The sequence below is a fragment of the Pseudenhygromyxa sp. WMMC2535 genome (genome assembly GCF_011083025.2).
Genome location: NZ_JABJWV010000001.1, coordinates 680,701 through 706,323, shown reverse-complemented (window position 1 = coordinate 706,323; position 25,623 = coordinate 680,701). Strand labels below are relative to the sequence as shown.

General features: G+C 70.4%; 20 protein-coding genes. 10 read left to right on the top strand and 10 right to left on the bottom strand.

Going from position 1 to position 25,623, the window contains the following annotated elements:
• Positions 1 to 14 precede the first annotated feature (14 nt).
• Positions 15 to 1,466 (top strand): ATP-binding protein, encoded by a 1,452-nt coding sequence (locus G6O69_RS02600; RefSeq protein ID WP_172301943.1) that lies wholly within the window; start codon positions 15 to 17, stop codon positions 1,464 to 1,466.
• Positions 1,467 to 1,644: 178 nt separating this feature from the next.
• Here G6O69_RS02600 and G6O69_RS41860 read toward each other — a convergent pair whose 3' ends face one another.
• Positions 1,645 to 2,364, bottom strand: a complete 720-nt coding sequence (locus G6O69_RS41860) for a metallopeptidase family protein (RefSeq protein WP_172301942.1) — start codon at positions 2,362 to 2,364, stop codon at positions 1,645 to 1,647.
• A 180-nt stretch (positions 2,365 to 2,544) separates the two neighbouring features.
• Entirely contained in the window at positions 2,545 to 3,678 is a 1,134-nt protein-coding gene (locus G6O69_RS02590; RefSeq protein WP_172301941.1) for a helical backbone metal receptor, read from the bottom strand.
• A gap of 47 nt (positions 3,679 to 3,725) precedes the next feature.
• Between G6O69_RS02590 and metG the strand changes: the two genes are divergently transcribed.
• The 6 genes from metG (at position 3,726) to G6O69_RS02560 (ending at position 11,037) form a co-directional block, all read left to right on the top strand.
• Positions 3,726 to 5,804 carry a methionine--tRNA ligase gene (gene metG / locus G6O69_RS02585; protein ID WP_172301940.1) on the top strand — a complete coding sequence of 693 codons (2,079 nt, stop codon included), beginning with the start codon at positions 3,726 to 3,728 and terminating at the stop codon, positions 5,802 to 5,804.
• 119 nt (positions 5,805 to 5,923) lie between these two features.
• Positions 5,924 to 6,820, top strand: coding sequence for an ion transporter (locus G6O69_RS02580; RefSeq protein WP_172301939.1), 897 nt, complete (start codon positions 5,924 to 5,926; stop codon positions 6,818 to 6,820).
• 193 nt (positions 6,821 to 7,013) lie between these two features.
• A complete protein-coding gene (locus G6O69_RS02575) occupies positions 7,014 to 7,655 on the top strand; it encodes a DUF4331 family protein (RefSeq protein WP_172301938.1) in 642 nt (213 codons plus the stop codon).
• A 17-nt stretch (positions 7,656 to 7,672) separates the two neighbouring features.
• Complete coding sequence (locus G6O69_RS02570; RefSeq protein WP_172301937.1) at positions 7,673 to 8,386, top strand: DUF4331 family protein; 714 nt, start codon at positions 7,673 to 7,675, stop codon at positions 8,384 to 8,386.
• Positions 8,387 to 8,392: 6 nt separating this feature from the next.
• Complete coding sequence (locus G6O69_RS02565) at positions 8,393 to 9,751, top strand: hypothetical protein (protein ID WP_172301936.1); 1,359 nt, start codon at positions 8,393 to 8,395, stop codon at positions 9,749 to 9,751.
• Entirely contained in the window at positions 9,748 to 11,037 is a 1,290-nt protein-coding gene (locus G6O69_RS02560; protein ID WP_172301935.1) for a serine hydrolase domain-containing protein, read from the top strand. The genes G6O69_RS02565 and G6O69_RS02560 overlap by 4 nt, the downstream gene beginning before the upstream one ends.
• Positions 11,038 to 11,041: 4 nt before the next feature.
• Here the strand turns inward: G6O69_RS02560 and G6O69_RS02555 are convergent, their stop codons facing one another.
• Positions 11,042 to 12,682: a long-chain fatty acid--CoA ligase gene (locus tag G6O69_RS02555; protein ID WP_172301934.1), complete on the bottom strand. Its 1,641-nt coding sequence runs from the start codon at positions 12,680 to 12,682 to the stop codon at positions 11,042 to 11,044.
• Positions 12,683 to 12,891: 209 nt separating this feature from the next.
• Here G6O69_RS02555 and G6O69_RS02550 point away from each other — a divergent pair, with 209 nt between their 5' ends.
• From G6O69_RS02550 to G6O69_RS02540, 3 genes are all read left to right on the top strand, one after another.
• Positions 12,892 to 13,962, top strand: a complete 1,071-nt coding sequence (locus G6O69_RS02550; protein ID WP_172301933.1) for a Spy/CpxP family protein refolding chaperone — start codon at positions 12,892 to 12,894, stop codon at positions 13,960 to 13,962.
• 147 nt (positions 13,963 to 14,109) lie between these two features.
• A complete protein-coding gene (locus tag G6O69_RS02545) occupies positions 14,110 to 16,038 on the top strand; it encodes a HAMP domain-containing methyl-accepting chemotaxis protein (protein WP_176396589.1) in 1,929 nt (642 codons plus the stop codon).
• Positions 16,039 to 16,210: 172 nt separating this feature from the next.
• Entirely contained in the window at positions 16,211 to 17,551 is a 1,341-nt protein-coding gene (locus G6O69_RS02540; protein WP_346016997.1) for a 3-deoxy-7-phosphoheptulonate synthase class II, read from the top strand.
• Between the two features lie 76 nt (positions 17,552 to 17,627).
• Here the strand turns inward: G6O69_RS02540 and G6O69_RS02535 are convergent, their stop codons facing one another.
• The 7 genes from G6O69_RS02535 to G6O69_RS02505 form a co-directional block, all read right to left on the bottom strand.
• Complete coding sequence (locus G6O69_RS02535; protein ID WP_176396588.1) at positions 17,628 to 18,179, bottom strand: hypothetical protein; 552 nt, start codon at positions 18,177 to 18,179, stop codon at positions 17,628 to 17,630.
• Positions 18,176 to 18,547, bottom strand: a complete 372-nt coding sequence (locus tag G6O69_RS02530; protein WP_172301929.1) for a hypothetical protein — start codon at positions 18,545 to 18,547, stop codon at positions 18,176 to 18,178. The genes G6O69_RS02535 and G6O69_RS02530 overlap by 4 nt, the downstream gene beginning before the upstream one ends.
• A gap of 23 nt (positions 18,548 to 18,570) precedes the next feature.
• Complete coding sequence (locus G6O69_RS02525) at positions 18,571 to 18,966, bottom strand: hypothetical protein (protein ID WP_172301928.1); 396 nt, start codon at positions 18,964 to 18,966, stop codon at positions 18,571 to 18,573.
• A gap of 70 nt (positions 18,967 to 19,036) precedes the next feature.
• Positions 19,037 to 20,098, bottom strand: coding sequence for a hypothetical protein (locus G6O69_RS02520; protein WP_172301927.1), 1,062 nt, complete (start codon positions 20,096 to 20,098; stop codon positions 19,037 to 19,039).
• Positions 20,099 to 20,237: 139 nt separating this feature from the next.
• Positions 20,238 to 22,940, bottom strand: a complete 2,703-nt coding sequence (locus G6O69_RS02515) for a PAS domain-containing protein (protein WP_172301926.1) — start codon at positions 22,938 to 22,940, stop codon at positions 20,238 to 20,240.
• The gene (locus G6O69_RS02510) at positions 22,937 to 23,671 is read right to left on the bottom strand and encodes a response regulator (protein WP_172301925.1); all 735 of its coding nucleotides are present in this window, start codon (positions 23,669 to 23,671) and stop codon (positions 22,937 to 22,939) included. Before G6O69_RS02510 ends, G6O69_RS02515 begins: the two co-directional genes overlap by 4 nt.
• Positions 23,665 to 25,533, bottom strand: a complete 1,869-nt coding sequence (locus tag G6O69_RS02505) for a response regulator (protein ID WP_172301924.1) — start codon at positions 25,531 to 25,533, stop codon at positions 23,665 to 23,667. The genes G6O69_RS02510 and G6O69_RS02505 overlap by 7 nt, the downstream gene beginning before the upstream one ends.
• Between the last annotated feature and the right edge of the window lie 90 nt (positions 25,534 to 25,623).

Here is a 25,623-nt window from a genome sequence, read left to right as displayed (position 1 = left end):
GATACCTTAGCCGGATGACCGCGGAGCCCGTCGACTCGCAGGTCTATCGGCGTCTGTTGGAGCGGACGTCGGAGCTGGCGCTGCGCGTGCGCCTCGGCCCGCCGCGCGTGGTCGAGTACCTCAGCCCGGCCTTCGCGGAGCTGCTCGGGCTCCCGCTCGCTGACTGCTACGCCGAGCTGGCCACGCTCGAGGCCAGGGTCCTTCCCGAGGACGCGGCTCGGCTCGCGCTCCCGCGCGCGGGCGGGGACGCAGCCGAGGTCGCCGCCGAGGGCGAGCCGTTCACGCTGCGCTTCCTCGACAGCGCTGGGCGGCCGCGCTCGACCGCTGCGCGCCAGTGGCTGGTCGAGGACGAGGGCGGCCTCGCGCTCGAGCTGCTCGCGCGCCCGAGCGAGATGTTTGGTCAGGGCCTCGGCGAGCGGGACTTCGCGCAGCGCCTGTGCGACACGGCCCACGCCATCGTCTTGGTCCTCGATCCCGAGGGGCGGATCGTGTTCTTCAACCCCTTCATGCGCGAGCTCAGCGGCTACGAGCTCGACGAGGTCCGCGGCCGGGACTGGTTCAAGACCTTCATCGTCGAGGACGAGCGCCCGCGGATCTCCGCGCTCTTCGAGCAGGCCATCGACGACCTCGAGATCGTCGCCAACGTCAACGCGATCCGCACCAAGTCCGGGGGCGCGCGCGAGATCGAGTGGTACGGCAAGACCCTGCACGACAGCCAGGGCAAGATCGTCGGGCTGCTCAGCGTCGGCTGGGACGTCACGGACAGGCGCGCGCTCGAGGGCGAGCTGGCCCGGGCGCAGCACCTGGCGAGCATCGGGACGCTGGCCTCGACCTTCGCCCACGAGGTCGGCAACCCGCTCAACGGCATGTACCTGCAGGTCCAGATGCTCGAGCGCCGGCTGGGGCGGATCCACGAGGACGAGCCGCTCTTGCTGCGCGTCGAGGCGATCAAGTCCGAGATCCTCCGGCTCAACGCGCTGCTCGAGGAATTTCGCAGCCTCAACCGACCCCAGGCCCTCTCGCTGCGCGCCATGGAGCTGCGCGGCGTGCTCGAGGGGGTGCTCGCGCGTCAGGTTCGACCGCTCGCGCCCGAGGGGGTCCGCGTCGAGTCCGAGATCGCGCCGGGCCTGCCCCCGGTGCTCGGGAACGCCGACAAGCTCGAGCAGGTCTTCCTCAACCTGTGCAAGAACGCGATCGAGGCGATGCCCGAGGGCGGGACCCTCGTGGTGCGTGCGCGGGCCGGCGGCAAGGAAGGGCGGGTGCTCGTCGACATCGTCGACACGGGCACCGGGATCCCCGACGAGCTCGACGTGTTCGAGCCGTTTTGCACGACCAAGGTCGAGGGCACGGGCCTGGGCTTGCCCCTGGTCCGCGAGATCATGCGCGCGCACGGAGGCAAGATCAGCTACGCCAGCGAGATCGGGCGCGGGACCTGCTTCACCGTCGAGCTCCAGGCGAGCGGCTGAGGCCTGCCTGGCGCCTGGGGCAGCCTGCTCGCGTCACTGGCCGCGTCACTGGCAGGCGAGGTGGACGTCGACGAACTCGCTGACGTTCGCCTGGCCGCCGGCGCCGACGAAGGCTGGGGGTGCCCCTGGGATCTCGATGTATCGCCTCGAGTGAGGGGGCGGGTCTGGGCGGGGTCGCTCAGGCCAGGCCGAGGCGCTCGACCTCGTCCTCGTCGAGGCCGAAGTAGTGGCCGATCTCGTGCAGCAAGGTGACCTCGATCTCGTCGGCGAGGTCGTCTTGCTCGTGGAAGGTCGCGAGCAGGTTGCCGTAGTAGAGCACGATGCGCGTGGGCGCGGTGTGGAGCTCGCTGGCCTGCTGAGCGTGCTCGAGGCCCTCGAAGAGCCCGAGCGCGCGGGGGTCGAAGCCGGTGCGCACGAGCTCGAGGTTGGGGCGCTCCTCGAGCACCACCGGGACGTTGGACAGGAGGTCACGAAAGCGCTCGGGGACCGTGTCCAGGGCGGCCTCGGCCTGCGCCTCGATGAAGTCGAGCTCGCCCTCGGCGACGCCGCCGGACTCCTCGAAGGCCAGGGCGTCGAGGCGGCGGACGGACTCGAAGTGGCGGAGCATGCCCTCGCGGTCGTCGGCTTCCTCGCAGATCAGCGCCCGGGCGTAGTGGGCGTCGGCGTACTCGGGCTCGCGGCGCAGCAGGCTGTCGAGCAGCTCGACGGCGGCCTCGGGTCCCTCGCGCTCCCAGGCGAGCACGGCCCGCTGATAGAGGACGTCGGCGTGGTCCTGCCCGAGCTCGTCTTCGAGGGCGTCGAGGAGCGACGCGGCCGCCTCGAATTCTCCGTAGGTGATGGCTTCGTCGACCTCGGAGAGGCGCGCTTCCAGGAGATCCTCGTTGCCAGCTTCGGACACGGCCGGACTCTAGCAGTCGGCGGACCGGCGCGACCATGGGGAACCATGGTCGCCGCTGGTGCGATCCGCCAATCGCGGGGTGGGTCGCGGGGGTGGGTCGCGGGGGTGGGTCGCGGGGGGGGGGTCGCAAGGGTCGGTGGGCGAACGTGGATTGGATGCGCCCGCGCGGCAACGAGGGTGTCACCGCCGCGCGTCGCGGATCGCCGCGGCCATGCGCCGCGCTGCCTCGAGCATGCGCGGCCCGGGCCGGCCGGCGTAGCGCTCGTCGAGGGCGAACACGGCTTCACGCCTGGCCGCGCCGAGCCGCTCGAGGCCGGGGCGCTCGATCAGCTTGCGGGGATCGAGCTTGGCCGCGTCGACGCCACACCACGACACGAAGCACAGCTCGGGGTCGGCGGCGAGCAGCTCGGCCGCGTCGATCTCGAGGCTCGAGCCGGGGCGCTCGGCGAACACGTTGACGCCGCCGGCGAGGCGGATCAGCTCGTTGCTGTAGCAGTCGCGTCCGGGGGTGAACATCGGCCGCGGCCACCACTCGAGGTAGACGCGGGCCGGGCCGCCCGCCTGGACGAAGGCCGCGGCCTCGCAGGTCAGGCGCTCGACCTCGGCGCGGAGCTCGGCGACGACGGTCGCCGCCCGCTCTTCGACACCGAGCAGCGCGGCGAGGCGCTCGAGCTCGGCGAGCACGTCGGCGACGCCGCGCGGGGCGAGCACGACCTGGTCGAGGCCGCGGGCGCGCAGACCGGTGACCACGCGCTCCATGCCGGGGACCGAGAGCGAGGACACGACGAGGTCTGGGGCGAGGGCGGCGACGCGATCGAGGTCGGGGCCGAGGTCGGGGCCGAGGCGCTCGAGGGCCTCGACCCCAGGCGGCCAGTCGGAGCTGTCCTCGCAGGCGATCACGCGCTCGAAGCAGCCCAGGGCCGCGAGCGCCTCGAGGTTCGAGGGGCACAAGCTGACCACGCGGCGGGCGGGGCCGCGGCTGGGATCGGGCTGGACGCCGAGCTGCGCGGGCTCGATGGCGCCCTCGGCCAGGACCGCGCCGTGCTCGTCACGCAGGGCGACGCGCCGAGCTCCGCGGGCGATCAGCCAGGCCGAGACGGCGTGGACGAGCGCCGGATCTTCTGCGCCGCTGCGCGCGTCGACGCGCTGGGCGTCGAGACCGAGCTGCGCCCAGCCCAGGCGCTGCTGCGGGTTCGTGGGCGCGACGAGCTCAAAGGCCTCGGCGCGGGGCCCCAGGCCCGCGTCTTCGCCGAGGCTGGCCTCGCGCAGCGCCACCGCGCGCCGCGTCTGCCACTGCTGCGTGGGCTTGACCACGGCGCCAGTGTAGCCGGGCCTGCGCGTGGCTGCTAAAACGGCGCCCCATGGCCAACAAGGTCCTCGTCACGGCAGCACTGACCTACGCCAACGGTCCGGCCCACCTCGGCCATCTCCTCGAGGCCATCCAGACCGACGTCTACGCCCGCGCGCGCAAGATGTCCGGTGACGAGGTCATCTTCATGTGGGCCGACGACACCCACGGCACGCCGATCCAGGTCCGCGCGCGCCGGGAGGGCATCGAGCCCGAGGCGCTGATCGCCCGGGCCTACGAGGAGCACCTCGCGACCTACCGCGGCTTCGGCGTCGGCTTCGACATCTTCTACACCACGCACAGCGAGGAGAACCGCAAGCACGCCGGGGCGATCTTCGCGGCCCTGCGCGCCCGCGGGGACGTGGAGGTCCGCGACGTCGAGCAGCTCTATAGCGAGGTCGACCAGATGTTCCTGCCGGATCGCCTGGTCAAGGGCACCTGCCCCGTGTGCAAGACCCCGGATCAGTACGGCGACTCCTGCGAGGCCTGCGGGAGCACCTACCGACCCACGGAGCTGATCGAGCCCTACTCCACGGTGTCCGGCGACAAGCCGGTGCTGCGCACCTCCGAGCACCTCTTCGTCGGCCTCGGCCGCCACGAAGACTTCCTGCGCGAGTGGCTCGCGCCCACGGACGAGGGCGGGCGCACGATCTTGCAAGATAGCGTGCGCAAGTTCGTGCTCGACTGGGTCGACAAGGGCCTGCGCGACTGGGACATCTCCCGCGAGGCGCCCTACTTCGGCATCGAGATCCCGGGCTTCCCGGGCAAGTACTTCTACGTGTGGTTCGACGCGCCGATCGGCTACATCGCGGCCACGGACAAGTGGTGCCAGGACAACGGCCAGGACGTCGACAGCTGGTGGAAGGCCCCGGCCGGCCGCGGCGACGGTGAGGTCGAGATCGTCCACGTGATCGGCAAGGACATCGTCTACTTCCACTGCCTGTTTTGGCCGGCGATGCTCCACGCCTCCGGCTACACCGTGCCCTCGCGCGTCCAGGTCCACGGCTGGCTCAAGGTCAACGGCGAGAAGATGTCCAAGTCCCGGGGGACCTTCATCCTCGGCAAGACCTTCCTCGAGCACGTCGATCCGGCCTACCTGCGCTACTACCTGGCCGCGCGCCTGTCCAACAACCAAGACGACTTCGACCTCGGCATGGACGACTTCGTCAACCGGGTCAACGCGGATCTCGTCAACAAGGCGGCCAACGTCGCGAGCCGCAGCGTCAAGGCCCTGGCCAAGCTCGGCGGCACCCTCGGCGCCCTGCCCGAGGACGCGGGCGAGCTCGTCGCCGCGTGCACGGCCCGGCTCGCCGAGGTCCCGGGGCTCTACGCCAACTTCGAGTCGGCCCAGGCCCTGCGCCTGGCCATGGAGATGGCCGAGGACACCAACGGCTACCTCAACGAGCGCGCGCCCTGGAAGCTGACCAAGACCGAGCCCGAGCTCGCGCGCAGCATCCTCAGCGTGGGCGTCTACGTCAGCAAGCTGATCGCCGCGGTGCTCAAGCCGGTGCTCCCCGCCTGGGCCGAGAAGGTCGAGGCCCTGCTGAAGCTCGACGCGCCGCTGACCTGGGCCAACGCCGCGGCGCCCCTGCCCGCGGGCCTCGAGCTCGGCGAGTACCAAAACCTCGCCGTGCGTCTCGACCCCAAGCAGCTCGACGCGCTGATCGAGGCTAGCAAGCAAGACGTCGCCGCCGACGCGGCCCTCGACGGAGGCGGCGAGGGCGAGGCCGAGAGCTTCGACTACGAGGTCGAGGCGCTCGCCGACGAGGTCGGGATCGAGGCCCTCGACGGCGTCGACCTGCGCGTGGGCAAGATCGTCGAGTGCGAGGGCGTGCCCAAGGCCAAGAAGCTGCTGCGCCTGACCGTGGACCTCGGCCCGCTCGGGCGGCGCAACGTGTTCTCGGGCATCGCCAAGAGCTACGCGCCCGAGCAGCTCGTCGGGAAGCACGTGGTCGTATTCGCCAACCTCAAGCCCCGCAAGATGCGTTTTGGCCTGAGCGAGGGCATGATCATGGCCGCCGGCGCGAGCGACGACGCCGTCACATTGCTCGAACTCGACCCGCGCTCGCTGCCCGGCGACAAGATCAGCTGAGCCTCGGCCGAGCTCCGGGCGAGCCCCGCCGGCAATCTCCGGTGGGGCTGCTCGGACTTGGGAAAGGTCAATTCGCGCATTGCTCGCTGCGCGCGCTGCCCTTACCCTCCGGCCGCGCCATGGACAAGGTTCAGCAATTTTTCAAATCGATCGCCGACGCGGCGTGGTTTCAAAATACGATCACCATCGTCATCTTGCTCGCCGGGGTGCTCGTGGGCATGGAGACCTATCCGGCCCTGGTCGAGCGATTCCATTCGGCGCTGCACCTCGGTGATCAGATCATCTTGTGGATCTTCGTGGTCGAGATCGTGGTCAAGATGGCGGCCGAGGGGCGCAAGCCGTGGCGCTACTTCCTCGACCCCTGGAACGTGTTCGACTTCGTGATCGTCGCGGCCTGCTTTTTGCCCTTCGAGGGCAACGCCGTCACGGTGCTGCGGCTGCTGCGGCTGCTGCGTGTGCTCAAACTGGTCAAGGCGCTGCCCAAGCTGCAGATCCTCGTCGGCGCGCTGCTCAAGAGCATCCCTTCGATGGTCTACGTGAGTGTGCTTTTGTTCATGCTCTTTTACGTCTACGCGGTCGCGGCCGTGTTCTTGTTTGGTGAGAACGATCCGCTGCACTTCGAGAACCTCGAGATTGCGATGCTCTCGCTGTTTCGGGTGGTCACCCTCGAGGACTGGACCGACGTCATGTACATCAACATGTACGGCTGTGATCGCTACGGCTATGGGCCGGACTCGGTCGTCCAGTGCACCTCGCCCAACGCCCAGCCGCTGCTCGGGGCGCTGTTCTTCGTGTCCTTCGTGTTGACCGGTACGATGATCATCTTGAACCTGTTCATTGGCGTGATCATGAGCGGCATGGACGAGGCCCAGGCCGAGGCCAACGAGATGCTGCGCGCCGAGCAGGCCAACGAGCCGCCCACGCTGGCGGGGGAGCTCGACGCGCTGCAAGAGCAGCTCGACGCGATCCAGTCGCGGATCGGATCGCTCAAGCATCTGGCCAAGCGTCAGGTGTGAGGCGGGCTGGCTCGATCCGGGCCTCGCCGTCAACGAATTTTCTGGGCTCGGCCGCGCGCAGCCCGGCGGGACTGGTCTTTCGATCAACTCGGACCAGAGGGGCGCCGAGATTTCCGTGCCTGGGGGTGGTGTCTGCGCGGCCAAAGCGTCACTCTAGTGAGACTTCAACGCATACGCGAGTGGAGCCTCCAGCATGACTCAACGCAAGACTTTCCTGAAGTATGGTCTCGCCGCCGGTGCCCTCGTGGCCTTCGTCGCGGGCAGCTTGGTGACCACGGGCGTGCTCGCCTCGGACCACGCCGAGGCCCCGGGCACGATGACCGACGCCGAGGCCGACATCTCCGACTTCTACGCCTGGTACACGGGCGAGAACATCGTGGTCGCGGCGACCTTCAACGGTCTGCAAGAGGCCGGCGCCGAGCTCGAGCTGGACACGGCCGTGCTCTACAGCTTCCACTTCGACGTCGACGGTGACAACGTCTCGGATCACGACATCCACTGCCGCTTCGGAGACAACGGCGAGGGGCGCTACGGCATCCAGGTCAGCGACCTCCCCGGCGTCGGCACGGTCGAGGTCGACCTCCCCGATCTCGAGGACGCGGGCTACGACGTGGGCGGGGCCATGGTCTTCGCCGGTCAGCGCGACGATCCCTTCTTCTTCGACCTCGACGGCTACGCGGAGACCCTCGACACCGAGGAGCTGATGCTGGATCCCGAGAACGACAGCTTCGCGGGGACGAACGCGGACGCGATCGTGCTCGAGTTCAGCGCCGCCGAGCTGCTCGGTGACGCGACCTCTTTCCAGACCTGGGTGACCACGGCCCGGCTGCCTTGAGCCAAGCAGGAGACGACATGAAGATTCAAGCCAAGCTCTCGAGCCTGCTGCTGCTCCCCGCGTTGCTGACTGGCTGCCCCAGCGATGACGGCAACCAAGACGAGGTCGGGACCGAGACCGATACGGACGCCTCGTCGGGCGGCGAAGAGATCGATGAGTCGACGACCGGCGACGAGTCGACGACCGGCGAGTCGACCACCGAAGAGGCCACGGACAGCGAGGAGACCACGGACACGACGGGGGATCCGGTGCCCGAGGTCGTCTACTCCACGGCCGCCTATGAAGACTATGTCCGCGTCGACCGTGCGGGCATGCCGGCGATCAACACCGTCCTGATCAACTCCAAGGACGACTACAACCAGGCCGATCCCGAGGACGACGCCCTGGAGGCCTTTGGCTTCGAGATCCTCGCCAACGTGCTGGGCTTGCACAACGTCCTGGACGGGGCGCTGATGGACGCTGGCTACACCCCAGCGACCGCCGGCAAGGGGATCGACCAGGCGGGCGTTTGGATCCTCCCGGACACGCTCAAGGTCGACCTCGAGGGCGAGGGCGGCTTCCCGGCCGGGCGCGCCCCGGGGGATCCTGTCATGGGCATGACCTTGTCGCTGCTGCTCCTCGACCTCGACGTCGACGGCCAGGATGCGCAGACGATGGTGCCCCTGCTGCCCACGGACAACGACGTCAGCTTCCTCGCTGACTTCCCCTACCTCGCCGAGCCGCACGAGTGAGCTCCGATGCGCAGCGGCCCCGTCCTCGTCCTCTCGTTCGCGCTCTCGCTCTCGGCCTGCGCTCAAAGCTGCGGCCAGGAGCGAGCGGCGAAGGGCGAGGGCGAGGCCGCTGACGCGGCGCAGGCTCCGACCCCTGCCTCCGCCCCCGCCCCCGTGGCAGCGCCGGCCCTCGCGTTCGCGCGCGACGACCAGGCGTACCGTGACGCGCTCGCGGACCTCGACTGGGAGATCGCGGCCGCGGAGGCCCGCGCCGAGGCCAACCCGCGCACCTGGCTGGTGCTCGAGAAGGTCGCCGGGCTCCATCTACAGCGCGCGCGGCTCAGCGGGAGCTACGACGACTACGCGGCGGCCGAGGACGCCCTGACGCGGGCCTTCGAGCGCGCGGCCGAGGGCTCGGGCCCGCTGCTGACCCGGGCGGCGCTCAACTTCAGCCTGCACCGCCTCGACCGCGTCGAGGCCGACCTCGACATCGTCGCCAAGCGGCCGGTGCTCGGGGATCCGACCCGCGCCAGGATCGAGAGCATGCGCGGGGCGGTGGACTTCGAGCGCGGCGACTACGAGGCCGCGCTCGCCCACTTCGAGGCCGTCGAGGGGCTCGACGAGACTGGGACGGTCCTCGCCCAGCGGGCGCAGTGGTACTGGCGGCACGGGGACATCGAACAGGCCGAGGCGCTCTATCGTCGGGCGGGGTCGCACTACCCCGAGGACGCCCTCGAGCCGCGGGCCTGGACCGAGCTTCAGCTGGGGATCATCGACCTCGAGCGCGGCCGCTACGAGGACGCCTTCGAGCACTGCCGCGCTGGCGCGGGGATCCTCGGGGGGTGGTGGCTGCTCGAGGAGCACATCGCCGAGATCGCGGGCTTGCTCGGGCACCGCGAGCAGTCGCTGGCGCTCTACGCCGAGATCATCGCGCGCACGGGCAAGGGCGAGTTCATGGACGCCCGCGCGGCGCTGCTGCGCGAGGATCCCAGCGAGGCCGCGCAGGCCGAGGCCGACGCGCTCATCGAGCGGGCGGGCCAGACCTTCGCCGCCGAGCTCGAGCGCTACCCCGAGGCGAGCTACGGCCACGCTCTGGGTCACTACCTGGAGTTTGGCCCTGCGGACAGAGCCCTCGAGCTGGCCGAGGCCAACCATCGCCTGCGTCCGGGGGTGCCCGCGAAGATCGCCCTCGCCGAGGCGCGCTTGGCCAGCGAGGATCCAGAGGGCGCGCGCGCGGTCATCGACGAGGCCCTGGCGACGGGCTGGTCGTCGGCGGCGCTGTCTTGGACGGCGGCCGAGGTCTACGCCGCCCTCGAGGACGAGGCCCGCGCCGCCAAGCTGCGCGCCCAGGCCAAGGCCATCAACCCGCATATTGGCGAGCCATGAGGCGCGCTCTCGTGGCGCTCGGCCTCGCGCCGTGGCTGTGTCTGGCTTGTCCAGGCTGCTCGAGCTGCGCGGACGAGCCGAGCGCGGCGATGGGGGCCGCCAATGCGCGCGACGGCGACGGCGACGGCGACGGCGGGGGCAGGAGCGGGGACGGTGGCGAGGACGAGGCGCGGACGAGCGCGGGGAGCGACGCCAGCGAGCGCAAGCGAGACTGCCTCGACGCGCTGATGGCCCGCGACGACCTCGAGGGGCGCTTCGTGGCGATGCTGCGCGCGCTGTGTGGGGAGTCGATCAACCGCGAGATCCCCGGGGTCGCGGTCGCGGTGGTCGAGCGCGGGGGGGAGGGAGAGCCCCCACGCATGGTCATGCACTTCGAGCGCGGGGTGAGCTGCTTTGGCGAAGACGCCCCCGTCGACGCGAGCACTCGCTTTCGCCTGGGCTCGATCTCCAAGGTGCTCACGGCGGCGCTGGTCCTCGGGTTCGTGGACGAGCGCGAGGGCTTCGCGCTCGAGACCCGCGTCGGCGCGAGCGGCCTGATCCCCGGCCTCGTCCTCCCGCCGGGGATCCGCGATCCCAGCGTGGAGGCGCTGCTCGGCCAGCGCGCGGGGCTGGGCCCGATCGAGCCCGAGCAGGTCGTGGCCGACGATGGCGACTGGCGGCGGGCGCTGACGGCCGCGCCCCAGCGGGAGGGCGAGCACAGCTACGTCAACGCCAACTATGTGGTCCTCGGGGCCATGCTCGAGGGCCTCGCGGGGAGTGACTATGGCCAGCTCGTGCGCGCGCGCCTGGCCGGGCCTTTGGGCCTGAGCACCCTGGGCGCCGACGCGGAGGTCGCCGTGGCCGAGGGGGCGGCCTGTGGCCACCTCGAGGAGGATCCGGACCGCCACCCGATCCTCGTCAGCGAAGACCTCGACTTCATGCCTGGCGACCCCAGCTGGCTGCGACCCACGGGGGGCGTGCTCGCCGACGCCGAGGACCTGGGCCGCTTCGCGCTGGCGATCGGCGGCCCCGAGCTGCCGGGCTCCGCGGCGATGCTCGAGCCGGGCGCGCCGGTGCTCGAACGATCGGGGGAGCCGCGCAGGTACGACGAGCGCTACGGCCTCGGGCTGCGCGCGTGGACGCTGCCCAGCGGGCGGCTGGTCTACGGCCACAGCGGAGACAACGGCAGCTTCCGCGCGGAGCTGCTCTTCGTCCCTGGCCAGCGCGCGGTGGTGATCCTCGCCAACCGCGGCGGGGAGCTGGCGGTGACGCGGGCGGCGGCGCTGGAGCTCCTCGACGAGCCCTGAGCGCTCAGCTGGGCTGCCAGCTCGCCAGCTGCTCGCGCAGGGCCGCCTTGAGGAACTTGCCCGTCGAGGTCCGCGGGATCTCGTCGCGGACCACGTAGCCCTCGGGCAGCCACCACTTGGCGAAGCCCTTGGCGAGCAGGTACTCGGCGAGGGCCTCGTCGCTGGGCGCGGTCTGACCGTCGCGCAGCACGATCGCGGCGAGCGGACGCTCGACCCACTTCTCGTGGGGCAGGGCGACGACGGCCGCCTCGCGGATCGCCGGGTGCCCCATGAGCGCGTTCTCCAGCTCGACGGAGCTGATCCACTCGCCGCCGGACTTGATCAGGTCCTTGGTCCGGTCGGTGATCTTGATGTAGCCCTCGGCGTCGATGGTCACGACGTCGCCGGTGCGGAACCAGCCGTCGGCGGTCCACTTGTCCGGGGCCGCCCCGTCGCCGCTCTCGTCGGCGTAGTAGCTCGACGCGACCCACGGCCCGCGAACCTGGAGCTCGCCCATGGTCTTGCCGTCCCAGGGGACCTCGCCCTTCTCGCTCACGGCGCGGACGTCGACGAAGGGGACGGGCACGCCCTGGGTCGCGCGCACGCGATACTGTTCGTCCTCGCTGGCGTCGCGCATGGTCGCCTTGAGGGCGGCGACGGAGCCCAGCGGGGCCGTCTCGGTCATGCCCCAGGCGTGGATGACTCGCAGGCCGAGCTCGTCCATGGCGCGGATCATCGACTCGGGGGCGGCCGAGCCTCCGACGACCATGCGCAGGTCGGGCTCGAGCTTCCAGCGCCCAGGGTTGGCCTCGAGCAGCTGTTGAATGCCGAGCCAGACCGTGGGCACCCCGGCCGAGCAGGTCGCGCGCTCTTTTTGATACAGATCGAGCAGGCTCTCGGGATCGAGGTGTGGCCCTGGGTGAACCTGCTTGGCGCCGACCAGGGTCGCCGTGAAGGGCAGGCCCCAGCAGTTGGCGTGGAACATCGGGACCATGGGCACGACGGTGTCGCGCTGAGATAGAGCCAAGGTGTCGACCATGGCCGAGGCGAAGCTGTGCAAGACGATCGCGCGGTGCGAGTAGATGACGCCCTTGGGGCGGCCCGTGGTCCCGGACGTGTAACACATGCCCGCGCCCATCTCCTCGCGCAGCGGCGGTGACTGCCAGTCCTCGCCGACCTCCGTGAGCAGGGCTTCGTAGTCGATGTAGGGCTCGGGGACCTCGGCGCCGGACAGGCGGACGACGAAGACCTTCTCGAAGGGCGCGTCGGCCTCGAAGGTCTTCAACAGCGGGAGCAGGACGTCATCGACGATCAGGAAGCGGTCCTGGGCGTGGTTTGTGATGTAGGTGAGGTCGCCAGGCGACAGGCGCAAATTGAGGGTGTGATAGACGCCACCGGCGAGGGGCACGCCGAAGTAGGCCTCGAGGTGCGCGTAGTGATTCCACATCAAGGTGGCGACGCGCTCGCCGGGTCGCAGGCCAGCGTCGAGCAGGCCCTTGGCGAGGGCCCGGGCGCGACGGCGCAAGGCGGCGTAGTCGTGGCGGCGCAGCGACTTGTCGGGCATCTGCGAGACCACCTCGACCTTCGGGAACAATTGCGCGGCGCGGTCCAGGAGATGGTCCAGGGTCAGCGGGAAGTCCATGATCGTGGCAGTCGTATCGGTCATCGCGTCTGCATGCTCCCACATTCGGGCCCCAAAGGGCGCTGGGAGCCGTCCTGAGCCAGTTTGGGGCGCCTGCGTCGGCGTGAGCACGCTCGCGGGAGGGGGGCCTGAGGGTGTTTGCGTTCAGTTTACGAACCCCCTTCCTACGAATGACGGCCCTTACGAGGTCGGGCGCTATCTTGATTTTCGTCAGCCACCGAAAGGACCCACCGATGACCATCACCAAGTTCACGACCGGTATCTCCCTCGCCTGCGCCATGCTCTTCACCGCCGCTGCCTGTGACAGCGAAGAGGTCGACGACCTCACCGAAGAGCGCTCCGCTGCGGCCTCGGAGCTCGACGTCGAGACCGAACTGGATGCCGCGCCCACCGACGCCGAGGGCAAGCGCCCGCGCCCCGAGCCCGGCGACTTCCTGTGCAAGGACCTCGAGTGCAGCGACGAGCAGGCCGCTCAGATCTCCGCGCTCTTCGCCGAGCGCCACGAGGCGCGCAAGCTGGCCCACGAGAGTAAGTCCGAGTCACGCGAGGCCTTCAAGGCCGCCCGGGCCGAGAAGGACGCGACCCTCGCGGCCGCCTTCCGGGCGGAGAGCTTCGACGCCAGCGTCCTCGAGGATATTCGTCCCAAGATGGATCGCTCGGCGCACGTCGACGAGGCCGTCGAGTTCGCCAGCGAGCTCCACGCCATCTTGACCCCGGCGCAGCGGGCCACCCTCGCCGACCGCATTCAGGAAGGCGGCCCGATGTTCTTCGCGGGCGGTCCGCGGGGCGGGAAGCACGGGATGAAGGGTCCCAAGGGTCCGCGCGGCAAGAAGTCCTCCGATAGCGAGGACAGCGAGAGCAGCGAGCGTCCTGCCCCGCCGGCCGGGGATCGCGTCCCGCCCTCCTCCGAAGAGCGGCTCGCGCGTCACGTCGAGAGCTTCTGCGAGCCCATCGAGTGCACCGACGCGCAGAGCACCGCGCTCGCGGCCGCCTTCCAGGGCGCCCACGAGGCACGCAGGGACATGCCCAAGCCCGACTTCTCGTCGGTGGCGACGGCCTTCCGCGCGGACAGCCTGGACAGCTCGGAGCTGCGCGCGGCCATGCTCGCGGCCAAGCCCGAGGTCGAGTCTTCGGGGTCGTCCTTCGGCGAGGTCATCGCCGAGGTCCACGACATCCTCACCGCCGAACAGCGTGAGGTGCTCGCGGAGCGCATCGAGTCTGACGGCCTTCACGGCCTGATGGGGAAGGGTGGACGCCGCGGTCACCACGGCCCTCGCGGAAAGAGTGATCGCGCTCCCGAGTGAGCGGATTCGATAGCCTCGAGGCTGCTCGAAAAGACCCGGCTCGCGCGTGGCGCGAGTCGGGTCTCGTATTTGGTCGAAGCGTCCCAAGCGCGGGCAGACTGGTCTAACGTCGACGCGAGGTTCATGGGACGAAGTCGGATCCTTCGCTTGCAACTCGTCGTGCTCGCCATCGACGTGGTGGTGTGTCTGCCCTCGTCGTTGGCGTGGGTGCTGCTCTTTGGGGTCAGCGAGCCCACCGCAACGACCGTGGTGATGCTGCTGCGGGCCGTGACGTGGTTCGTGGCGCTTCGGCGGATGCTGGCTCCAGCCCGGGCGTGGGAGCGAGCGCGGCGCGCTGGCGGTGACCCGCTCGATGTCGAGACGCTGCGCGCGGCAAACCACAGCTTGCAGCAAACCCCGCGCCACTTTTGGCGGATCTATGCCTGCAGCTGGGCGCTCGCGCTGGGCGTGTTGTTCGCGATCGGGATGGTCCGGGGGATGAGCGCGGCACAGGAGGTTAGCGCGCTGTGCAATTGCGTTGCGATCATCTTCGCCATCCCGACGCTGATGGTTCCCATTTTTCGCAGCGTGCTCTTCGAGACCAACGCGGCGTTGGTCGATGATCTGTGGGCCCGCGGGCTGTCTCCAGAAGGCCCTCGCGTGCCGCTCGTCGAGGGCCTCGTGGGGGTGTTCTTGGGCCTGGTCATCGCGTTGATGCTGGGCATGGTCTCGTCCGTCACCTGGTACCGCGCGGAGGAGCGGACGAAGCTCGCTGTGAGCGAGGCACTGCGTGATGTCGAACTCGACGCCCAGCGGATCGCGCTCACGGGCGGGCTCGACGAGCCCACGGCGGAAGGCGCGAGCATGGTGGCGGGTGTGGGGGAGCTGCCCCCGCAGCTGCGGGCGCTCGACGGGGAGGAGACCCGCGGCATGGCAGAGCTGAGCAGCGAGCGGGTGTTCGCGGCGGCGGCGGTCGGGGACGGGCGCTGGGTCGTCTACGAGGGCCCCCTCGATGACGATGGCTGGGCCTTTGGTCTGTTCATGATCATCGCGGTCGTGCTCGGCGCTGCCCCGGGCCTGGCGGCAGGCCCCGCGCTCAACCGTGGGCTGACGGCGCCGCTGACCCAGCTCGAGGCCAGCGCCCGGAAGATCGCGGAGCACGGTCGGCTCCGGGATCAGGCCCGCGTGGTGACCTTCTTCAACGACGAGATCAGCGACGTGGCCCGGGGCTTCAACGCGATGTTCGACACCCTCGAGGAGCTCGCCGCGGTCGCGTCCGTGGTCAGCGAGGGCGACCTGCGGGTCGATCTCGAGGCGCCCGGTGACCTCCAAGATGCCTTCCGCGCGATGATCTCGAACCTCGGCGAGATGGTCGTGCAGATCCGCGGCACGGCGCTCGAGGTCGCGGCCGCGGCCGCGGAGATCCAGGCGGCCGCGCAAGAGCAGGAGCGCGCGGTCGAGCAGCAGTCGAGCAGCGTCCAGCAGGTCGGGAACACGGTGGCCTCGCTCGCCGAGGCGGCGGAGCAGATCAACTTGGCGGCCTCGAACGTGCTGGCCAACGCCGAGCAGACCCGCGTGACGACCGACCTCACGACGGCGAGGATCAGCGAGCTCAGCGCGCTGGCGGGGGGCATCGACGAGCTGCTCTCGCTGATCCGCGAGGTCGCCGAGCGCAGCGATCTGCTCGCGCTCAACGGCTCCCTCGAGGCCGTGCGCGCCGGTGAAGCCGGGCGGGGCTTCGCCCTGGTCGCCGCCGAGATGCGCCGCCTCGCCGAGCGGGTCACGGGCACCGTCGCCGACGTGGGCGAGCGGGTCACGGGCATCCAGGAGGCGAGCCGGGGGACCGTGGGCGCGACCGAGGAGAGCCGCCAGCTCGCGGTGAGCACCGCCGAGGCTGCGCGCAAGATCTCGACGGAGACGCAGCGCCAGAGCCAGGACACGGATCAGCTCGCGGTCGCGGTCTACCAGGTCGCGGAGGTCGCGGCCTCGACCTCCGAGGCGACCTCGCACACGCGCGCCACCGCCGAAGGCCTGCGCATCCACGCCGAGGCCCTCGAGGGGCTGACGCGGCAGTTCAAGCTCCGCGGTGACGACTGAGGCAGGGCCTGCGCCCTCTCGCCTCGGCGTGCTCGCAGCTCGCCGGTGAGGCGGGCCGCTCGCAGCCTCGCCAGAGGGCGAGCGGGCGGGGGTGCTCAGGTCCGCCGCAGGGATCCGGGTTTTTTGGCTGGGCGCTGTGAACGCGGCCCCCGGGCGCTATGCTCCGCCGACCGTGAACGACTGGACTCCGGACTCCTGGCGCAGCAAGCAAGCCACTCAGCAGGTCAGCTACCCCGACGACGAGGCGCTGGCGAAGGTCCTCGACGAGATCGCCTGCCTGCCGCCGCTGGTGACCTCGTGGGAGGTCGAGACCCTCAAGGCCAAGCTGGCCCAGGCGGGCCGGGGCGAGGCCTTCTTGCTGCAGGGGGGCGACTGCGCCGAGTCCTTCGATGACTGCCGCGCGGACATCATCACCGCGAAGCTCAAGATCCTGCTGCAGATGAGCCTCGTGCTCGTCCATGGCACGCGCAAGCCGGTGATCCGCGTGGCTCGGATGGCGGGCCAGTACGCCAAGCCGCGCTCGAAGACGACCGAGACCCGCAACGGCGAGACCCTGCCGACCTACCGCGGTGATCTCTTCAACCGCCACGGCTTCACCAGCGCCGAGCGCATCCCCGATCCTCAGCTGATGCTGCGCGGCTACGAGCGCGCCGCCTTGACCCTCAACTTCATCCGCGCCCTCGCCGACGGCGGCTTCGCCGACCTCCACCACCCCGAGTACTGGAAGCTCGACTTCGCTGACGCGGCGCATCACGGCCAGGAGTACGAGCAGATCGTCAACTCGATCCGCGAGGCGATCGACTTCGTGCAGGTCGTCGGCGGTGAGCTGCCCGGGCTCCAGCGCGTCGACTTCTACACCTCGCACGAGGCCCTCGCGCTCAACTACGAGCTCGCCCAGACCCGCAAGGTGCCGCGTCGCCCGGGCTGGTACAACCTCTCCACCCACCTGCCGTGGATCGGCATGCGCACGGCCCAGGTCGACGGCGCGCACGTCGAGTACTGCCGGGGGATCCGCAACCCGATCGGCGTCAAGGTCGGCCCGGGGATGAGCCCCGAGTGGCTGCTCGAGCTGATCGAGCTGCTGTCCCCCGAGGGCGAGCCCGGGCGCCTGGTGCTGATCCATCGCCTCGGCGCCGACGCGATCGCCGAGCACCTGCCGGGGCTGATCGAGGCCGTGCGCGGGACCGGAAAGCCGGTGACCTGGGTCTCCGACCCCATGCACGGCAACACCGAGACCACGGCCGAGGGCATCAAGACCCGCCACTTCGACAAGATCCTCAGCGAGCTCCAGCAGGCCTTCGAGATCCACGCCAGCATGGGCTCGGTGCTCGGCGGCGTGCACTTCGAGCTGACCGGCGAGGACGTGACCGAGTGCGTGGGTGGAGCCAGCGGGCTCGCGGCCGCGGACCTCGGCCGGGCCTATCGCTCGCGGGTGGACCCGCGCCTCAATTACGAGCAGTCGCTGGAGATGGCCCTGCTGATCGCTCGGGCGGCCCGGCGAGCGCGGGGCTGAGCCTCGCGCTCACCGGAGCCGCTGGCGCGGGCGAGGGCGCTGGGGCAGCGGCGCCCTCGGCGGTCGAAGGCTGCGCTCAGCGGCGCGCGGGCAAGTGCGGTGGTGCGTGTGTGGAGGCGCTAGCGAGGGCCTGCGTCGGCTCGCGCTCAGCCTCACCGCGGTCGAGCTCGAGCAGGTGGAGTAGGTGACGCTCGCGCTCGCTGTGGTGCTCGATGGTGTCGAGGCCAGTAGGCGCGAGCAGGTCGATGAGCAGCGGCGCGGCCTCGCCCCCAAAGAGTCGGCGCAGCAGGCCGACGATGCGGGTCTCGAGCCGCTTGTTGCGGACGGCTGCGCGACCATACTCCTCGCGCAGCACGCTGACGGCGGCCTGCGCCGAGCGCAGCTCCTCGCCGAGGCCTTCGAGCTGGCGCTCGAGCTCGTCGAGCTGAGACGAGACGCCGCGCAGCTGGGCCTCGGCCGCGCGCGCGCGCTGGCGCTGGGCGTCGAGTTCGAGCGCCTGGGCCTGGAGCTCGGCGTGCTGGAGCTCGACTTGACGGCGCAGCGCCACGGCGGCGCCGCGGCTCGTGTGCAGCGCACGATCGCGCGCGTCAAACAAGATCCTTCCCAGCCAACCATCATTGTCATTCATGAATTGTCCCCCTCTCGTCGTGTCTGAATCCAGGACCGGAGCTTGGCGACCGCCAGGCCCATGACCGAAGAATCGCTGGCGATCACCGCCACGAAGGCGCCGACGGGATCGCAGGCCAGGGCGATCAACCGGTCGTCGCAGCTCAAGGTCAGCAGGCGCGGCGCGCCATGATCGAGCTCCTCACACATGCGGGTCGATGTCGCCGAGAGGATCCTGAGCCACGAGCGAGTCGACTCGATCTCACCTGGGCTCAAGCTCCCCTCGGCCCCCTGCCCGAGATCACCCCCCGACCACAGCACGGCCTCGACCCCAGGTAGGTGCGCGAGTTGGGTGTGCAGCGCTTCGCTGGACGGAGAGGTCTCGGGCATGGGCTGCTCCTGGTCCAAAGGGGCTAGATGGTCTCGTTGGCCGAGATCGAGCGCATCTTCATCAGCGCCATGCCGATGTTGGTGTCGAAGCGGCAGACCACGACGGTGACCGCGGACTGACTGCGCGTGAGCCTGGCGAAGATGTGGATCAAGTTGGTGGAGACCACGATGATCTCCTTGAAGTAGCGCTCGCTGGTCGTGACCCCGCGCATGCGCTTGAAGGTGCTCTCGATGGTGCTGATGTTGTCGCCCTCGAACAGGTCGCGGGTCGCGGCGGCGACGAGATCGAGGATCTCTTGCGGGTGGCTGTCGACGGTCTTGACGCCGAGCAGCATGCCCGTGGACATGTCGACGACGCCGGCGGCGACGGACTTGGGAATTTCGCCCATTGCCTTGGTGAGGATGGATTCGACGCTCATCTTCGCGCTGTCAGCATGTTGGAGGCGTGGCTGCTCGGCCGAGGTGGTGGCGTCGGCCGAGCGCCCCGGCCTAGTCGCGCAGCTGGGCGAGCACGCGCTCGGCGGGCTCCCGCCACAGCTTGGCGTCGAGGTCGGCGAACACCCCGAGCAGCTCGTCGAGCTCCTCGTCGCGGCCGCGCAGGGTCTTGAGGACGCGGTAGAAGGCGGGCTTGTCGGTCGCCGGCTGGTCGAGGGCGACGAGCAGGCGCTGGAGGACCTCGCAGTCGTTCTCGATCAGCGCTGGCCGGCGGTTGACCTCGAGCAGCAGCGAGGCGAAGGCGAACACGTCACCGAGCAGGCGCTGGCCGTCCTTGTCGCTGCCCCCGCCGCGCAGCCAGTCGATGACCCGGGTCTGGAGCTGGCGCAGGGATCGGCGATCCTCGATGCGCAGCTCCTCGTAGATCTCGCGGCCGACGAGGGCGGCGATGCCGGTCCCGACCAGCCGGAGGCTGCGCTCGACCCCGAGGGTCTCGGTCCGCGCCTCGACCCCGCGCAGGCCGTCGATGAAGCGCAGGTAGGCGGCGCGGGTGGCCACGGCGCGCTCGCGCTCGGTCTGGTAGAGGTTGGCGAACACCGAGGCCTGGCCCTCGACGGAGGCGAGCACCCGCTCGACGCCGCTGACCGCCTTGATGACGCGCCGGCGCGCGGAGCAGCACTCGGAGATCAGGCCCCAGTCGTCGAGGCGCTCGGCGCTACGCAGGGAGTCGCGCTTGCGGACGAGCTCCCAGCGGGCCATGAAGCTGACGTCGGCGACGCGCTGGTACTCGCCCTTCGAGCTGGCCTTGCTCGACCCGGCCTTGTCCGAGTCCTCGACGATGTCCTCGAAGAGCAGGTTGAACACCCCCGAGTCCTCGGGCTGGTCGATGGCGGTGGGGCTGTCGTAGTGGTCGAGGACCTGGTCGAGGCTGGTGATCGCGTCCTCGATGGCGGCGTAGACCGCCGGGAGCAGCTCTGCGCGCGCCGAGGCCCGACCCTCGAGCTCGTAGCGGCGGGTGTCGATACGCCGAGCGCCCTCGACCACGGCGTGAAGCGCCAGCTGGTGGGTGTCGCTCGTGCGACCGTCCTGAAGGTTGCTCGCGGTGGCCGTCATCATGTCTTGATTAAGATCCCGAAGGGGCACAGCGACAATGACTCGGGCAGGTCAAAAACCGGGCTAAGCAAGGGCCTCGAACACCACCTCGGGGGCGATGGCGCCCCGAATTGCCACAACTCGGCGCTCGCGGCGGCGTGGGTCATCGGTCATCAGCGGGCAGGCGCAGGTGGAAGCGAGCGCCGCGGCCCTTGGGCCCCTCGTCGACGCGAAGCGAGGCGTCGAGCTGCTCGGTCAAGGTCCGGATCAGCCGCAGCCCCAAGGTGCTGCCCTCGTTTTGGTCGAAGCCCTCGGGGAGCCCGACGCCGTCGTCCTCGACGAGCAGTCCGGCCTCGCTGATCTCCACGCGGATCTGCTGGCTATCGGGGGTGGGAGCGGCGGCTCGCTCGGCTCGCGGGTAGGCGTACTTGAGCGCGTTGGTCAGCAGCTCGTTGGCGATCAGCGCCAGCGGGACCGCGCGCTGGATGTCGAGGTGGAGCCCGGCTCCGCGCACGTCGATGCTCGCCGCCGTCGTGGTTGCGAACACGCGCTCGAGCTCGCTGGACAGGCGCAGCAGGAACTCGCGCATGTCGATGCTCGAGAGCTGGCCCGAGAGGTAGAGCTGCTCGTGGATCAGGACCATCGACCGGATCCGCCCGCGGCACTCGTCGAGGACCGCGCGCATGGCCTCGTCGAGGCCGAGGCCCTGGAGGTAGAGCAGGCTGACGACGACCTGGAGGTTGTTCTTGACCCGGTGGTGGACCTCGTTGAGCAGCGCGTCCTTCTCGGCCAGGGACGCGCGCAGCTGGGCCTCGACGCGCTTTTGTCGGGTGATGTCCAAGGTCGTGCCCTGCAGACGGAGCGGCCGGCCGTCGGCGTCGCGGGTCAGCTCGCCTTGCTCGAAGAGATAGCGCACCTCGCCGTCGGGGCGGACCAGGCGGTGCTCGATGGTGTAGGGCTCGCCGTGTTCGAAGCTGCGCTGGAGCGCGGCGGCGACGAGCGGGCGGTCCTCCTCGTGGACCATGGCCATGAAGCCGTCGTACTTGGGGGTGGTCGAGCCGACCTCGAGCCCGAAGATGCGAAAGATCTGATCGGACCACGAGAGCTTGTCGGCGCAGATGTCCCAGTCCCAGTCGCCGACCTCGGCGAGGCGCTGGGCGTCGGCGAGGCGGGCCTCCTTGATGGCGAGGGCGGCGAGCGAGGCCCGCAGGCGCTGCTCGTTGTCGCGGGCCTCGGTCACGTCGACGCCGGTTGCGACGATCTCGGTCACCTGGCCGTGCTCGCCGCAGATCGGGCCGAGGCCGACGTCGATGACCCTGGGCTGGCCGTCGGGGGTCGTGAGCTCGAGGTCGAAGCGCGCTGGCCGACCGGCCTGGGCCTGGCGCAGGGCTCGGCCCGCGCAGCTGCGGCAGCTCGCGTTGGGGTCGAGGCCCACGATCAGCTCGAAGGCGCGTCGGCGAGCGCCCTGGTCGCGGACCTCGAAGCGCTCGCGGGCGAGGTTGTTGAGCTCGAGCAGGGCGCCCTCGGGGTCGAGGATCGCCACGAAGGCGGTCATCCCGTCGAGCACCCGGCGCAGGCGCTCGCGCTCCTCGGCGAGGCTGGCCGTGCGCTCGGCGACCCGGGCCTCGAGCTCCTCCATCAGCTCGAGCAGGCGCTCCTCGGCCGCGTGTTGGGCGGTGATGTCGCTCGAGATCGTGACCATCGCCCCGGGCATGGCCGAGCGTTCGTCGAGGATATGCGAGCGACACAGCACCCAGCGCTCGCGGCCCTCGGGCAGGCAGACGCGAAATTCGATGGCCTGTGGGCTGGGCGCCTGTGCGCCCCCGTGGGCGGGCGCTGGCCGAGTCAGGGCCGCGCGCACGCGCTGGCGATCCGCCGGGTGGATGACCGAGAGCTTGGTCCATGGCAGCGCCCCGTAGAGCGCCTCGCGCTCGACCCCGAACACGCGCTCGACGGACTCGCTGGCGTAGAGCACCCGCTCGCGGCGCTCGTCGATCAGCAAGAACACCTCGTCGATGGCCGTGTCGATCAGCGTGAACAGCCGGCCGAGCTGCTCGCGCTCGAGGGTCGCCTGCTTGCGCGCGGTGATGTCGGTGAGCGTGCCGGCGATGCGCAGGCCGTGCTTGCGCGGGGCGTCGACGCAGCTGTAGCGCAGCGAGAGCCAGCGCAGCTCGGGCTCGCCGCCGTCGGGATCGGGGCGCAGCAGCCGGTAGTCGTGCTCGACCTGGACCCCGGGGGCGAGCGGGCTGGCGAAGGTCGCGGAGAAGTGCTCGCGGTCGTCGGGGTGCAAGCGCGCGATCAGGGCCTGGATGTCGGCGCAGGCGGCATCGCGCGCGAGCCCGGTGATTCGCTCGAAGGCCGGGCTGATGTAGAGCATGCGCGCGTGGGCCTCGTCGGCGATGAAGAAGGCCGCGTCGACGCGCTTGGCGAACAGCTCGAAGCGCTCCGCGAGGGCGGCGCGCTCGTTGGCCTCGCGCACGCGATCGCTGATGTCGACCCCGATCGCGACCAGGTAGACCTCGCCGCCCTCGCGCAGCTCGACGGTGCGGTCGTACCACTCGATCAGCCGCGGCGGCCCGCCGACGACGTGGATCGGGTTGATGTTGGCGTGGGCCTCCTGGCCGCGGATCGAGCGCGAGAACAGGTCGCCGATCCACTCGCGGTCGTCGTCGAGGATGAACTCGTCGAACCAGCTGTGACCGCGGGCGTCGTCGAGCGGGCGCCCGCACAGCGTCTCCATGAACGCGTTGTAGTGGACGACGCGCCCGGCGTCGTCGAGCACGAGGACGATGACCGGGGCGGCGTCGAGGACCGCGAGGGCGAAGGCCGGCTCGTCGAGCAAGGCCGCGAGGGGCTGCTGGCTCATGACGAGTGGGCGCGCTCGGCCTCGCTGAGGTGGGCGAGGAGCTCGGCCTGGGAGCCGACCTCGAGCTTGCGATAGATCGCCTTGAGGTGGTTTTTGACCGTGTGCGGGGAGATGTGCAGGGAGCTGGCGACCTCGGCCGGCCGCGGCATGCGGCGAAAGGCGAGCAGGACTTCGCGCTCGCGCGGGCTGAGCTTGTCGGCGACCACGGCGGGCAGCTCGTCCTCGCTCGCCGAGCTCGCGCCGGCGCTGGCAGCATCGGGCTCCTCGTCGTCGCGCTCTCCGCCAGCGACGAAGAGCGAGGCGCGCAGCCCCGCGACGAGCTCGAGCTGGGCCTCGAGCCGGCGCTCGGCGTCGTCGAGGCGGCGCAGGGCTCGGGCCCGGGCGACGCCCTCGGCGACCCGCGCCAAGAAGCGCTCGGGCGAGAGCGGCTTGGTCAGGTAGTCGACCGCCGAGCCGCGCAGGGCCTCGACGGCGGTCTGCAAGCTGGGGTCGCCGGTGACCACGAGCACGGGCACGGTCTGCTGCTCGCGCAGCACGGTGAGCCCGTCGTTGCCCGGCATGTGCACGTCGGCGATCAGCAGGTCGAAGACATGGGCGCTGAGCTGGGCGAGGGCCTCGTTCGCGTCGGCGGCGAGCTGGACCTCGCAGCCCTCGCGTTCGAGCAGGCGCGCGGCCGCCTTGCGGAAATGTAGCTCGTCGTCAGCGACGAGGATCTTGGCTCCTTTCAGCATTGACTGATCTCCTCTTCCTCGAACTCGAGCACCCGCGAGACCTCGCGGAGCAGCAGCTCCGGGTCCACGGGCTTGTGCAGGATCGGTGAGCGGGTGCGCTGCTCCTCGGCCGCGGCCGAGCCCGAGAGCAGGAGCACTGGGAGCTCGCGGGGGCCCTGCTCGAGGCGTCCCGCGAGCTCGAAGCCGTCCATGTAGGGCATGTCGATGTCGACGAGGGCGAGGGCGAGCGCGGCCTTGCTGCGCTCGGCGATCAGCATGGCCTCGCCCGCGCCGGTGGCGTGGACGACCTGCAGGCCCCAGCTGCGCAGCAGCCTGGCCATGATCCGGCGGTGGAGCTCGTCGTCGTCGACGATCAGCACGCGGCGGCTGCGACCGTCGAACTCGTGGGTCTCGAAGGGCGCGTCGTCGTCCTCGCAGGGCTGGCCGCGCCGGGGGAAGTACACGCGAAAGCAGGTCCCCCGGCCGGGTTCGGAGTTGAGCTCGAGGAAGCCGGCCGCGCCCTCGACGATCTCCTTGACGATCGACAGCCCGAGGCCGGTGCCGCCGGCGTCTCCGCGCGTGGTGAAGAAGGGCTCGAAGATCCGGCGCTGGATGGACTGATCCATGCCGACCCCGGTGTCCTCGATCTCGACGACGACCCACGCGCGGTCCTCGTCCTCGGGCCGCGTCCGGACCGCGCTGCGGATGTTGAGCACGCCGCCTTCGGGCATGGCTCGGTTGGCGTTGATCGCCAAATTGAGCACGATCTGCTCGAAGCGAGTGGGATCGATGGTCACGCCGCCGACCTCGGCGGAGAGCTCGAAGCGCACGTCGACGGCGGGGTTCATCGAGCGTCGGACGAGGCGCTCGAGCGCGCCGAGGATCTCGTTGACGTCGACCTCGCGGGCCTCGGCCTGGGCGCAGCTGCGCCGCGCGAGGGCGAGCAGGCGGGTCGTGAGCGCGCCGCCGAGCTCGATCGCGCTGTTGAGATCGTCGACGAGCTCGGGGAGCTCATCGGGGCCGGCGTCGGGCAGCATGTAGGTGGTCATGCTGACCACCGAGAGCAGGTTGTTGAGGTCGTGGGCGACGCCCGAGGCCAGGCGCCCGGCGACCTCGAGCTGGCGCGCGCGGGCGAGCTCGCGCTCGAGCTCGCGCTGGATCGACACGTCGCGGGCGATCAGCACCAGGCGCTCGCCGTCTTCGAGGGGCGCGAGGCCGACGGTGAGCTCGACGGGGAAGCGCTGGTCGCTGCGCTGGCCGAGGGTGCTCAGCAGCGCGCCCGGCTCGGCGCGGGCCTGCTCCAGGTCGAATTCGGGCAGCAGGGTGGCGATGTCGAGGCCGGTGAGCTCGCGCTCACGCGGCTGAAAGATCGCCCCGGCTGCGTGGTTGGCGAGCTCGATGTGGCCGTCGTCGTCGACGACGAGGACCGCGTCGGGGGAGTGGGCGAGGATCGTGGCCTGGACGGCCTCGCTGCGCCGGCGGGCGAGCTCGGCCGCGATCCGGGCGCGCTCGCTCGCGTGGCGGTGCAGCGCGGTCTCGATGGTCAGCCGCAGCAGGCGTTCGTCGAAGGGCTTGAGCAGGTAGCCCTGAGCGCCGACGGCCTTGACCCGGCGCAGGGTCTCCTCGTCGCCGTGTGCCGTGAGAAATACGATTGGGACGTCCCAGGGGCGCAGATCCTCGGCGAGCTCGATGCCGTCGCGACCGCCGGCCAGGCGGATGTCGAGCAGGGCGAGGTCGACCTCGCCTCGCTCGACGCCGGACAGGGCTTGCTCGGCGGTGCGCGCGACCGCGGCGATGGCATAGCCCTGACGACGCAGACGCTCCTCGAGCTCGAGGGCGACGATGAGTTCGTCTTCGACGATCAGGATGCGGGGCGAGGGCATCAGCGCTTCGTGGCTTCGAGCATCGAGAAAGCCATCTGATGATATTGTGTTTGAGTTTCTGCATCCTGTCTTTGACCAGAGGCAGAAATG

What these genes read in the sequence shown, in the direction of transcription:
- G6O69_RS02535 (WP_176396588.1), bottom strand. Translation starts at nt 18,179, where the DNA reads ATGAATGACAATGATGGTTGGCTGGGAAGGATCTTGTTTGACGCGCGC.
- G6O69_RS02560 (WP_172301935.1), top strand. Translation starts at nt 9,748, where the DNA reads ATGAGGCGCGCTCTCGTGGCGCTCGGCCTCGCGCCGTGGCTGTGTCTG.
- G6O69_RS02505 (WP_172301924.1), bottom strand. Translation starts at nt 25,533, where the DNA reads ATGCCCTCGCCCCGCATCCTGATCGTCGAAGACGAACTCATCGTCGCC.
- G6O69_RS02515 (WP_172301926.1), bottom strand. Translation starts at nt 22,940, where the DNA reads ATGAGCCAGCAGCCCCTCGCGGCCTTGCTCGACGAGCCGGCCTTCGCC.
- G6O69_RS02555 (WP_172301934.1), bottom strand. Translation starts at nt 12,682, where the DNA reads ATGACCGATACGACTGCCACGATCATGGACTTCCCGCTGACCCTGGAC.
- G6O69_RS02530 (WP_172301929.1), bottom strand. Translation starts at nt 18,547, where the DNA reads ATGCCCGAGACCTCTCCGTCCAGCGAAGCGCTGCACACCCAACTCGCG.
- G6O69_RS02570 (WP_172301937.1), top strand. Translation starts at nt 7,673, where the DNA reads ATGAAGATTCAAGCCAAGCTCTCGAGCCTGCTGCTGCTCCCCGCGTTG.
- G6O69_RS02510 (WP_172301925.1), bottom strand. Translation starts at nt 23,671, where the DNA reads ATGCTGAAAGGAGCCAAGATCCTCGTCGCTGACGACGAGCTACATTTC.
- G6O69_RS02575 (WP_172301938.1), top strand. Translation starts at nt 7,014, where the DNA reads ATGACTCAACGCAAGACTTTCCTGAAGTATGGTCTCGCCGCCGGTGCC.
- G6O69_RS02550 (WP_172301933.1), top strand. Translation starts at nt 12,892, where the DNA reads ATGACCATCACCAAGTTCACGACCGGTATCTCCCTCGCCTGCGCCATG.
- G6O69_RS02525 (WP_172301928.1), bottom strand. Translation starts at nt 18,966, where the DNA reads ATGAGCGTCGAATCCATCCTCACCAAGGCAATGGGCGAAATTCCCAAG.
- G6O69_RS02600 (WP_172301943.1), top strand. Translation starts at nt 15, where the DNA reads ATGACCGCGGAGCCCGTCGACTCGCAGGTCTATCGGCGTCTGTTGGAG.
- G6O69_RS02580 (WP_172301939.1), top strand. Translation starts at nt 5,924, where the DNA reads ATGGACAAGGTTCAGCAATTTTTCAAATCGATCGCCGACGCGGCGTGG.
- G6O69_RS02520 (WP_172301927.1), bottom strand. Translation starts at nt 20,098, where the DNA reads ATGATGACGGCCACCGCGAGCAACCTTCAGGACGGTCGCACGAGCGAC.
- G6O69_RS02565 (WP_172301936.1), top strand. Translation starts at nt 8,393, where the DNA reads ATGCGCAGCGGCCCCGTCCTCGTCCTCTCGTTCGCGCTCTCGCTCTCG.
- metG (WP_172301940.1), top strand. Translation starts at nt 3,726, where the DNA reads ATGGCCAACAAGGTCCTCGTCACGGCAGCACTGACCTACGCCAACGGT.